The organism is Paenibacillus sp. 01T442, assembly GCF_056398345.1.
The window spans coordinates 1-9,338 of record NZ_JBFTPF010000124.1; the positions used below are offsets into that span (position 1 = coordinate 1).

The following is a 9,338-nucleotide window of genomic DNA, read 5'->3' on the forward strand; positions in this document are numbered from 1 at the left end:
GACTTAATTTTAGCGGAGTTGACATTGCGTCATATCCGAGAAGGAAGTACACAATTATCTGCGTTTGAAGAAGTTGGGGAGCGCATTGGACGGACCGCGGCCGCGTGCGGGTTTCGCTGGAACAGCTTTGTACGGAAGAAATATGAAGCAGCCATTCAAATCGCGAAAGCTCACCGTCAGAAACGGACACAGCTGAAAAAGCATGCCCCTGTTTCGATTTCCGGTTCTTCTTCCATTGGTTTAMTTGATAGTACAGATGTGTCTACTGGCAAGAATGAAGTGTTTAATGAAGAAACACTATCTATTGATGCAGTCATTCGTTTCTTACGGCAATGGCGCAGTACCTATCAGGATATGAATCGTCATATTAAAACGTTGGAAAAAGAACTGCAGGACAAAGAGGACGAACTCGATAGACTTGGCAGAGAAAATAATAAGCTGAATAAACAAGTAAATGAAGTTGAAACCGATTATCGCGTCGTGAATGATGATTATAAAGCGCTTATTCAAATTATGGACCGTGCCAGAAAAATGGCCTTTCTTGTAGAGGAAGAGGAAGAAGAGAAGCCGCGCTTCAAAATGGATGCAAATGGTAATTTGGAAAGAGTCGAATAATCATTTATTTTCTTGGAATGAAAAGCTGCAAATCAAGGGGAGCCTTGGTCTGTGGCTTTTTTGTTGTATAATGGGGATACATGGATAAAGGTGGTTATTGTATGCATATCATGATCATTGGTGCTGGTTCTCTTGGCCTTCTTTTTGCTGCTAAGCTTGCCCCGGTTTGTTCGCAATTAACAATAGTAACAAGATCTGTTGGACAAGCTAGAGAATTGGCGAAGCACGGCATCCAACTCGTTGGGACAGAGTCACAAGAGGCGAAGCTTGCGAAGTCGATTGTATTTCAGAGCTATACCGAAGCGATTAGTGGAAGTGTGGTACCGATAGCGCGGGAAATCGATTATATCTTCCTTATGGTGAAACAGACGGCAATATCTCCAGAGCTTATCGCCTATATTCAAAACCAAATGACGCGTCACACGTACTTGATATGCTTTCAGAATGGTGTTGGTCATGAAGTGAAATTAAGCCAAGCCATCGGGTTGGATAAGCTTTTATTTGCCATTACAACAGAAGGGGCTAAGCGAATTGGGCTTACTTCTGTTAAACATACAGGGCATGGAATCACCTATTTGGGGGAGTTAGAAGCGTACAATCATGCTGCCACAAATCATCAACATAATTTCATTGTGCAGCTGTTGGAGTTAGCAGGATTTCGTGCGGAATTGTCGAAAAATATGGAAGTAAGAATTTGGAGCAAATTAGTCATCAATGCGGTCATCAACCCACTCACAGCCATTCTACGTGTTCAAAATGGTGAATTGCTACGTTCGGCATGGACCCTTTCGCTTATGCAAGATCTTTACCAAGAAGTGCTTCGTTTGGCTGCTGCCAAAGGAATTGAGCTTCCGGCTGAATTATGGGATACCGTACAAGCTGTTTGCGAGGCGACAAAAACGAATCATTCCTCTATGTTGCAAGATATTGAAGCTTCGCGCCTAACAGAAGTTGACTATTTAAATGGCAGTTTAGTGAAGATGGGTAATGAAATGGGCATCGAGCTACCTGTAAACAGCTTGGTATATAGAATGATTAAAGCGATAGAAAATTAAGAGGTGAAACTTTTTGTTGAATAGTTTCGTTAGTCTATTATCTACCTTATATGCCATGTTGGCTGTTGCGCCATTTATCACGTTTGTTTTAGTGTGGTTCCTCATCTTTCTATTCCTGAAGGATAAGAAGATGACCACGAGGTTTACTATGGATGTCACAACGTTGTTTCTACTAGGATCCGTATCCTTGATGTGGAACAAACTTTTTCATACCCAATTTGGTTTCTGGTTAATTGTCCTAATCTTATTAATTGCTTTTGGTATTATTGGGGGTTATCAAAACCATTTGAAAGGTGAAACTAATTTAATTAAAGTAGGCAGACTTGTATGGCGTCTTAGCTTTGTAGGCTTATCGGCCTTATATATTCTGTTATTTTTCGTTCATATAGGTAAAAACTACCTTTTTTCAACATAGATTTCTTTGTCGTTTCCTGATTTAGAATATTTTGGGCATTAATTAAGCGGATCTTTGTAATATTTATTTGAGATTTGTAGAAAATAACAAACAAAATCGTCTAGATTTTATTGACCGTTGGTTGTATAATTAAAAACCGTGAGAGTAAATTTTTTTACCGGTTATTTAGACAAAGGTAAATTAATTGTGGACAAACTCATCGTTTATGTTATAATTCCTTGCGTAGACTCTAGTAAATTTTTTTACCAGAGATACAGGTGATGTTGTATAACATGAAAGAAGCGGTTACATTGATCTTCGGGTTGAGGGTGTAAGGTTTATGTTATTAAAACTAACAAAGCACCTAGCCATAGATGTCTAGACATACATATTTTAAAGGAGGAGTTTATATGAAAGCGACAAAGTGGGTTACTACAGCAGTAGCATTAACGCTTATGGGCAGCGTAGCAGTAGGTTGTGGCAAAAGTGAGGAAACACCAGCAGTATCACCAACAGATGGTACTAAAGGTACTTCAGCTCCAGCTTCCAACAAGCCTCAAGAAATTAAGATCAATTTCTCTGCTGAGCCCCCTATTATGGACAGCTCCAAAGCAACTGCAAATGCTGCTTTTACTTTTATTAGCGCATTTAATGAAGGTCTATATCGTACAGATAAAGACGGCAAAGCAACTCCAGGTCTTGCAAAAGATATGCCTAAAATCTCTCCTGATGGTCTAACGTACACAATTGACATTCGCGACAATGCGAACTGGTCTGACGGACAACCAGTGAAAGCACAAGATTTCATTTATTCCTTCAAACGTACATTAGATCCTGCTACAAAAGGGCAATATAGTTTCGTAGTAGCATGGATTAAAGGTGGAGAAGCTGTTACTAAAGCAAAAACTCCTGAAGAAGTTAAAAAAGCACAAGATGCACTTGGCGTTAAAGCAATCAGCGACAAGCAAATTGAAATTAAACTAGAGAAGCCGGTTGCATTCTTTACACAAATGCTTGCATTCGGAACTTTCTTGCCACAACGTGAAGATTTCGTAACAAAAGCTGGCGACAAATACGGCGCTGAAGCTGACAAAGTAATCGGTGCAGGTCCATTTATTTTGAGTAAATGKGATCATGGCCAAACACTTGAGCTTGTTAAAAATGAAAAATATTGGGATGCTGCAAATGTGAAGTTAACAAAAGCAACAATCAATATTGTTAAAGACACAAATACAGGCCTTAACCTATATGAAACAGATGCGGCTGATTTGACTGAAATCAATCGTGATCAACTTACTTTGTACAAAGGTAAACCGGACAACCTGCCTAAACCAGAGTTGACGAACTCCTACTTGATGTACCAAGTGAAGAAACAACCAGCTCTTGCGAACAAAAAGATTCGCCAAGCGCTTGGTATGGCAATCGATCGTCAAGCTTATGTAGATACAGTTCTTGCTAACGGTTCCGTTGCTTCCACTGGCCTAGTGCCAGGTGGTACTTCTGACGGTGCTGGCGGTGAATTCCGTAAAACAGCTGGTKAGACACAACCGAAGTTCGATGCTGCTAAAGCAAAAACTTTGCTTGCTGAAGGTTTGAAAGAGCTTGGTTTAACAGCACTTCCAAAAATGAAAGTGAACGCGGATGATACAGAAACTGCGAAAAAATCACTTGAGTTTATCCTTGCACAATGGAAACAAAACCTTGGATACGTTGCTGAAGCGAACCCAGTTCCTCATGCGTTGCGTATCGAGCTTTCCTCCAAAAAAGATTTCGATATTGTTCTTTCCCTATGGGGCGCAGATTACAACGATCCAATGACGTTCTTGGATATGTGGGTAACTGGCGGCGAGTTTGATGAAGGTGACTACAGCAACCCAGAGTACGATAAACTTGTAAAGTCCGCTCAAACAGAAGTAGATACTACGAAACGTGCTAAAGCTTTGGTTGAAGCTGAGAAAATCCTTATGGATGATCAAGGTGTAGCTCCATTGTACTTCCGTACTCGTGCTTACCTGAAAAAAGCATCAATTTCCGGTTTGATTCTACCATCGTTTGGTCAAGAGTGGGAATTGAAATGGGCTACTGTTAAGTAATCTTTAAAGCAGTTTAAAGCAGAAGGGGCCGTTCGCACMTCGTGGGAGCGGCCTCTTCTAACTTTCTTGTCTTATATTTTAATAAAGGAGGAGCAATATGATTAAGTTCATTCTTCGCCGTTTCCTATATGCGCTTATTACGTTATGGCTAATCTCAACATTTACTTTCGTACTGATGAAAAATTTGCCAGGTAATCCACTAGGAGAAGGCGCTGAGAAGATTCCGAAAGCTACGAGAGATATGTTGATGAAGCAGTATGGTCTAGATAAGCCATTATGGGAACAGTACTTGACATTCATGAACAATATCATCCACGGCGATCTAGGAGCTTCCTTTCAATTCCCTGCTCACAAAGTAACTGATATTATCAAACAAGCTTTCCCTTCATCCTTAGAACTTGGATTAATTTCAATTGTGATCGCAATTGTTGTTGGTTTAACTTTAGGGATTATTGCAGCCTTGAAACATAATAAAGTTGGCGATTATACAGCTATGTTCATTGCGATTTTAGGTGTTTCCATTCCGTCCTTCGTACTTGGGCCAATGCTTTCTTATTATGTAGGTGTAAAGTGGGGGATTTTGCCTGCTGGTTTATGGAAAGGTCCAGAATACAAGATATTACCAGCTATTGCTTTGTCCTTCGGTACAATTGCGATTTTGGCACGGTTAATGCGTACGTCCATGTTGGATGTTTTGAATCAAGATTATATTAAAACAGCGAAGTCAAAAGGTTTGTCAACTATAACAGTCGTAGTTAAGCATACAATTCGTAATGCAATATTGCCGGTTATCACGATTATTGGTCCAATATTTGTAAACGTCATCACAGGTACGTTAGTTGTTGAACAAATTTTTAGTGTACCAGGTTTGGGTAAACATTTTGTATCGTCTGTATATTCGAATGATTATACGATGATTTCTGGATTAACTATCTTTTACTCAGCGATTTTGATTGTCGTTATCTTTATTACTGACGTTGTATATGGCTTAGTAGACCCTAGAATTCGTCTTGGGAAAGGCGGGAAATAATTCATGCAAACTCCAAATGAATCAACAGAGACTAACTACAAGTTTGCTCCCGTTTCAAATAAATCTCTAACTGGTGAAGTAATTGTAAGACCTTCACTTAATTATTGGCAGGACGCATGGAGACGACTTAAGAAAAATAGACTGGCTATGGCTGGCTTAATTATATTGGTTGCTTTAATCGTACTTTCGATTATCGTTCCATTTGTTTCAAGCTACGATTATCAGACGCAAAACTTAAAGCTTAAAAATGCAGTACCGAGCAGTTCGCACTTTTTTGGAACAGATGACTTTKGTCGAGATGTTTGGACGCGCGTATGGTGGGGTACTCGAATCTCCCTATTTATCGGTATTACAGCGGCATTAATTGACTTAGTAGTTGGTGTTATTTACGGAGGGATTTCCGCGTATTACGGTGGGAAAGTTGATGAAGTGATGCAACGTTCCATTGAGATTGTCTACGCGATACCTTTCTTGTTGATTGCCATTCTTTTGATCATGGTTATTGGCTCAGGGGTTTCTTCCATTATCATTGCTTATAGTATTACAGGGTGGGTACCTATGGCGCGGCTTGTTCGTGGGCAGATGCTTACGCTCAAAGAACAAGAGTTCGTATTAGCTTCGCGTACACTGGGAGCTTCTCCCATGAGAATAATTATGCGTAGTTTGATCCCGAATGCACTTGGTATAATCATTGTACAGATCACATTCGTTGTGCCATCTGCGATCTTTACGGAAGCATTCTTGAGTTTTATCGGTCTTGGTGTAAAGCCACCACTGGCATCGCTAGGTAACTTGCTGTCAGACGGTGCTAACTATATTCGGTTATATCCGCATCGCCTTATTTTCCCGACAATTGTGTTCAGCTTAATCTTGTTGAGCTTCAATCTACTCGGCGATGGGCTTCGTGATGCGCTAGATCCAAAAATGCGCAAGTAAGAAGGGGTGAATAATGATGAGCACCAAAGACAATTTACTAGAAGTGAAAGATTTGAGAGTTTCATTCCAGACTTATGCGGGTGAAGTTCAGGCTGTTCGCGGCGTATCTTTTTCTTTGAAAAAAGGTGAAGTGTTGGCGATTGTAGGTGAATCCGGCTGCGGTAAATCCGTAACGGCACAAACGCTCATGCGTTTAATTCCTACTCCGCCTAGTTATATAAAAAGCGGCTCTATCATGTTTGATGGGAAAGTGGATATTACCAAGCTTTCCAACAGACAAATGGAGAAAATTCGTGGCTCGGAAATGGGTATGATTTTCCAAGATCCAATGACTTCGTTGAATCCAACGATGAAAATTGGTGATCAGATCACGGAAGGTTTGATCAAGCACGAAGGTCTAAGTAAAAGTGCTGCAAGAGAAAGAGCTATTGAAATTCTTAAGCTTGTTGGGATCAACTCACCTGAGGGTCGTATTCATCAATATCCACACGAACTTTCTGGTGGTATGCGTCAACGTGTCATGATCGCGATCGCTCTTGCGTGTTCGCCTAAGCTTCTTATTGCAGATGAGCCGACAACAGCGCTAGACGTTACCATTCAGGCTCAAATTATTGATTTGATGAAGAAGATCTCTGTGGAAACGGACTCATCCATTATCTTGATTACACATGATCTTGGTGTTGTTGCTGACATGGCAGGGCGTGTTGTGGTTATGTACGCAGGTAAAATTATTGAGCAGGGCACTGTGGATGAAATATTCTATGAGCCACAGCATCCATATACATGGGGGTTGCTTCGTTCAGTGCCGCGGTTGGATACGAACACGAATGAGGAGCTTGTGCCGATTCCAGGTACACCGCCAGATTTGTTCGCTCCGCCGAAAGGGTGTGCCTTCGCAGCTAGATGTCCTTATGCGATGAATCACTGTCTGGAAGAAGATCCAGCACATTCTGTGCTGTCTGAAACACATTCAGCCGCTTGTTGGTTACTTCACCCGGATGCGCCGAAGGTTGAACGTCCTGTAGGAGTGGGAGGTAATAGGCATGTCTAAAACATTAGCTAAATCGGAACAACCGATATTGCAAATTCGCAATATGAAGAAACATTTTAATCTTGGAAACGGTAAGATCTTGAAAGCCGTGGACAACTTTTCTATAGAAATTAAACGTGGTGAAACGTTTGGTCTTGTTGGTGAATCGGGTTGTGGGAAATCCACAGCAGGAAGAACTATCATTAAACTTTATGACGCAACAGAAGGCGAAGTCATTTTCGATGGTGAAGATGTTCATAAGCTGACTGGGAAAAAATTGAAGGAATTCAACCGGAATATGCAAATGGTATTCMAAGATCCTTACGCATCCCTAAACCCGCGTATGACTGTCGGGAACATCATTGCTGAAGGTATAGATATCCATGGCTTATACAAGGGTGCAAAGCGTAAAGAACGAGTTATGGAACTGCTTCGTGCAGTTGGTTTGAATGATGAGCATGCTAGCCGATTCCCGCATGAATTCTCTGGTGGTCAACGTCAACGTATCGGGATTGCCCGTGCGCTAGCGATTGAACCGAAATTCATTATCGCGGATGAGCCGATTTCTGCTTTGGACGTTTCCGTACAAGCGCAAGTCGTTAACCTTTTCAAAAGATTACAAAAAGAAATGGGCTTAACTTACTTATTTATCGCGCATGATTTGGCGATGGTTAAGCACATCTCTGACCGTATCGGGGTTATGTACTTGGGAAGTCTTGTTGAGGTAACTACATCCGACGCGCTTTACGCGAAGCCGTTACACCCGTATACACAATCCTTGCTTTCTGCGATTCCGATCCCAGATCCGGAAATTGAACGTACTCGTGAGCGTATCATTCTTCAAGGCGACGTACCGAGTCCGCTTAACCCGCCAAGTGGTTGTCCGTTCCGTACACGTTGTCCGCAAGCGATGGCCAAGTGTGCAGATTCCATGCCGCCTAGCAAAGAAGTGGAACCGAATCACTTTGTTGCTTGTCATTTATACTAATGAGATTAGCCGTCCCGAGAGGGGCGGCTTTTTCTCGATGTTCTAAACGCGTAGTAATTGTAATTAGAAAAAATACAGTTTTGACGATTTCAGGGCTACCGTGTACAATTAAAGGATAGTTGTTTTATTTGTTATGAAGAGGAGACACTAGTCGCATATGCAAATGGAAACTTTTCAATGGAAGAAAAATCAGACATTGGCGGAAGATTATATATCGGGTAAAGGCAAAGCAAAGTCGTTGTTCCCTTATCATTTTGGAAACGGGGAAGATTGGCAAGCTCGTGTCAATTGGTTGGACGGAGCTAAGGTTGCCCCACATGTCGGGCGTGAGCGGCTTGTAGAGGTGCTGGGAGCCTATAATCGACGCGTAGGGAATACGGAAGTCGCTMTGGCACATATCGCAGCATTAGGCGATCAGCAAACGCTAGCGGTTGTTGGCGGTCAACAAGCGGGATTGTTTGGCGGACAGTTGATGATCCTATATAAAGCTATCACGATTATTCAATTGGCGCGGGAATGGCGTACGAAGCTGCAACGCGCAGTCGTTCCGGTTTTCTGGATCGCAGGTGAGGATCACGACTTCGATGAAGTCAATCATGTCCATGTTCTTTCCAATACGCAGCAGATTGAGAAGTTGAAGGTGGAGCATCCAACTGGTGTAAGAACGTCTGTCAGTCGCCTGCCACTTTCCTCTGAAGCGTGGGAAGAGGCATTGAATAAGTTGGATCAATCGTTAATGGATACAGAATTTAAAGCGTCTTTGTTAGATAAAATGCGTTCAGCTTCAGGCGATGGAGCGACGCTTTCTGATGCTTTTGCTCGTTGGATGGCGATGTTGTTTGGCGAGTATGGGCTTGTGTTGATCGATGCGGATGAGCCTTCGGTTCGTGCATTAGAGTCATCTATGTTCGAGCAAATGGTAGAGCAGAATGAGTCATTTACCGCCTCCTTACTGCGCAGTCAAGCTGAAGTCAGTCAAGCGGGTTATGGGATTCAAGCAGAAGTACATGAGGATGCTGCGAACCTCTTCGTTTTCGCCGATGGTGCGAGGTTGCTTCTTCATCGTGAGGGAGAGCACTTTACGGATAAGAAAAATACGGTTAGTTACACGAAGTCTGAACTTCGTGATAAAGCGATGTCAACACCGGAACAGTTGAGTAATAATGTCATGTCTCGGCCGCTTATGCAGGAATATTT

9 protein-coding genes are annotated in these 9,338 nt (G+C 42.0%); all 9 read left to right on the top strand.

The window, feature by feature from the left end:
- On the top strand, positions 1-615 hold a 615-nt coding region (locus tag AC1DLM_RS33520), incomplete at its 5' end, for an RsfA family transcriptional regulator (RefSeq protein ID WP_477572406.1).
- 101 nt (positions 616-716) lie between these two features.
- Entirely contained in the window at positions 717-1,670 is a 954-nt protein-coding gene (locus AC1DLM_RS33525) for a ketopantoate reductase family protein (RefSeq protein WP_441988983.1), read from the top strand.
- 13 nt (positions 1,671-1,683) lie between these two features.
- Positions 1,684-2,085 (top strand): DUF3397 domain-containing protein, encoded by a 402-nt coding sequence (locus AC1DLM_RS33530; RefSeq protein ID WP_441988984.1) that lies wholly within the window; start codon positions 1,684-1,686, stop codon positions 2,083-2,085.
- 389 nt (positions 2,086-2,474) lie between these two features.
- Entirely contained in the window at positions 2,475-4,157 is a 1,683-nt protein-coding gene (locus tag AC1DLM_RS33535) for a peptide ABC transporter substrate-binding protein (RefSeq protein ID WP_477572407.1), read from the top strand.
- 97 nt (positions 4,158-4,254) lie between these two features.
- Complete coding sequence (locus AC1DLM_RS33540) at positions 4,255-5,187, top strand: ABC transporter permease (RefSeq protein WP_441988986.1); 933 nt, start codon at positions 4,255-4,257, stop codon at positions 5,185-5,187.
- Positions 5,188-5,190: 3 nt separating this feature from the next.
- Positions 5,191-6,123 (top strand): ABC transporter permease, encoded by a 933-nt coding sequence (locus AC1DLM_RS33545; protein ID WP_477572408.1) that lies wholly within the window; start codon positions 5,191-5,193, stop codon positions 6,121-6,123.
- A gap of 13 nt (positions 6,124-6,136) precedes the next feature.
- Entirely contained in the window at positions 6,137-7,174 is a 1,038-nt protein-coding gene (locus AC1DLM_RS33550; RefSeq protein WP_057314638.1) for an ABC transporter ATP-binding protein, read from the top strand.
- Complete coding sequence (locus AC1DLM_RS33555) at positions 7,167-8,141, top strand: ABC transporter ATP-binding protein (protein WP_477572409.1); 975 nt, start codon at positions 7,167-7,169, stop codon at positions 8,139-8,141. Before AC1DLM_RS33550 ends, AC1DLM_RS33555 begins: the two co-directional genes overlap by 8 nt.
- A 157-nt stretch (positions 8,142-8,298) precedes the next feature.
- A partial coding sequence (bshC, locus tag AC1DLM_RS33560) for a bacillithiol biosynthesis cysteine-adding enzyme BshC (RefSeq protein WP_477572410.1) occupies positions 8,299-9,338 on the top strand: 1,040 nt, incomplete at its 3' end.

Excerpts from the sequence above, each read along its gene's own strand:
- AC1DLM_RS33540 (WP_441988986.1), top strand. The coding sequence starts at position 4,255 with ATGATTAAGTTCATTCTTCGCCGTTTCCTATATGCGCTTATTACGTTA.
- AC1DLM_RS33550 (WP_057314638.1), top strand. The coding sequence starts at position 6,137 with ATGATGAGCACCAAAGACAATTTACTAGAAGTGAAAGATTTGAGAGTT.
- AC1DLM_RS33525 (WP_441988983.1), top strand. The coding sequence starts at position 717 with ATGCATATCATGATCATTGGTGCTGGTTCTCTTGGCCTTCTTTTTGCT.